This window comes from Barnesiella sp. CU968, assembly GCF_905219685.1.
In the GTDB taxonomy this organism is placed as follows: domain Bacteria; phylum Bacteroidota; class Bacteroidia; order Bacteroidales; family Muribaculaceae; genus Lepagella; species Lepagella muris_A.
In genome coordinates, this window is the sequence record NZ_CAJMXD010000541.1 from 1 (window position 1) to 1,517 (window position 1,517).

Genomic DNA, 1,517 nt, shown 5'->3' on the forward strand with positions numbered 1-1,517 from the left:
CATTAAGCACTGCCAATACTATAAACAATAGAATCAATATATTGGTTCCTTCCCGATGGATCTTCATTATCTGAGTTTTTAGCAAGACACCTGCCATTATCAAGGTGTAGGGTCTCAATGGCATTGTGACTTAATATATTTGCAAATTTACACCTTTTTAATTAATTTTGCAATCGAACAACAAAGAAAGTGGCATGCCGCTTTCAAAATCTATCGTCTTTGCGCCTTCCCTAAAGACGCCAAATTTATCTATCGTGACTGCTTTCCAGATTTTAATCAAAGCTGCTGGGCTTCGTACGTTATGGCTCGGCATTGCATCGGTCGTTGCCGGAACGGCAGCCGCCGTCGCGCATGGCAATCTTCAGCCTTTCCCCGCACTGGCTTGTCTGCTCTTCGCAATCTTCGCGCAATGTGCGAGCAATGTGATGCATCGTTATTATGATGCTAAAAATGGTTATGGAGAAAACGAAGAAAACAATATTGTCTATGCCGATGATATCGACCGTCCGCTGACCTACATTCTCAAGGAGGGTATACAAGTGTTCTCTATTCTGACAGCTACTGCAGGATTGGCAGTGTTGTCGATGGCGGGATGGTGGACTATTCTCTTCGCCGCGTTTATCGCGATAATTGTGGTCATAAGCAACACCGGACCTCATCCTTTGTGCCGCTCTGTGTTTTATCCGGTGGCGACATTCCTGATCTTCGGTCCAATCGCGGTTGTCGGGACTGCATTTGTCCAGTCGCAGCACGAAGCTCTTGCTCTCTTCAGCTGGTGGGATCTGATGCCGGCTTTGATATTGGGAATGATAACTGGCATGATGGCTGTAAACTGTCATGTCATCTTCGGAGTCTTTCACCGTAGAAATAACGTGACTTCATCCCGTACAACCTTTTTCGGACGCTATGGCAACGCTGCCACGGGCTTGCTCCTGGTCATATCCACGCTGGCTTCAGGACTCATCGGAATCATGGCTCCTTTCTGGATGGACATTGACGACGGCTATATTTATATGCCGGTTCCCGTGCTTTCAATGATTCTCGGTTTTATCGCTATATCACTGATGCGCAAGCCAAGATATAGCAAAGTTGCCTGGAGACTTTCTCTTGTCAATATTGTTCTTTTTGCAGTTTTGTCGTTGATAATATTCTATTTTATCGGTTATCCGGAGGGATATATTGAGGAATCTTCGTTAATAATTTGAATTAAATTTTGAGATTGTAAAAAAAAATTGTAACTTTGCATTCGCAAACAAAAATCGGGGTGTAGCACAGTTGGTAGCGCGCTACGTTCGGGACGTAGAGGTCGGGCGTTCGAGTCGCCTCACCCCGACAGAAAAGGCTTGAAAATCTTCAGATTTTCAAGCCTTTTCAAGTTTTGGCGCGTTCCCTGATTTTTGGCGCGTTCCCTGAATCCCAAGCTGTGGAGGCTGATGCTTTCAAGGAACGCGCTTGATACTGTTTCTTTGAGTGTGTCTGACGCCGGCCACTAAAAAAGGACCAGCCAAATTTTGACC

General features: G+C 45.4%; 1 protein-coding gene and 1 tRNA gene. Both read left to right on the plus strand.

Annotation, left to right across the window (positions count from 1 at the left end):
* Positions 1-194: 194 nt before the first annotated feature.
* Positions 195-1,205 (plus strand): UbiA family prenyltransferase, encoded by a 1,011-nt coding sequence (locus JX312_RS13510; protein ID WP_123403885.1) that lies wholly within the window; start codon positions 195-197, stop codon positions 1,203-1,205.
* A gap of 55 nt (positions 1,206-1,260) precedes the next feature.
* Positions 1,261-1,333: transfer RNA gene (locus JX312_RS13515), tRNA-Pro, on the plus strand.
* Positions 1,334-1,517: the final 184 nt, after the last annotated feature.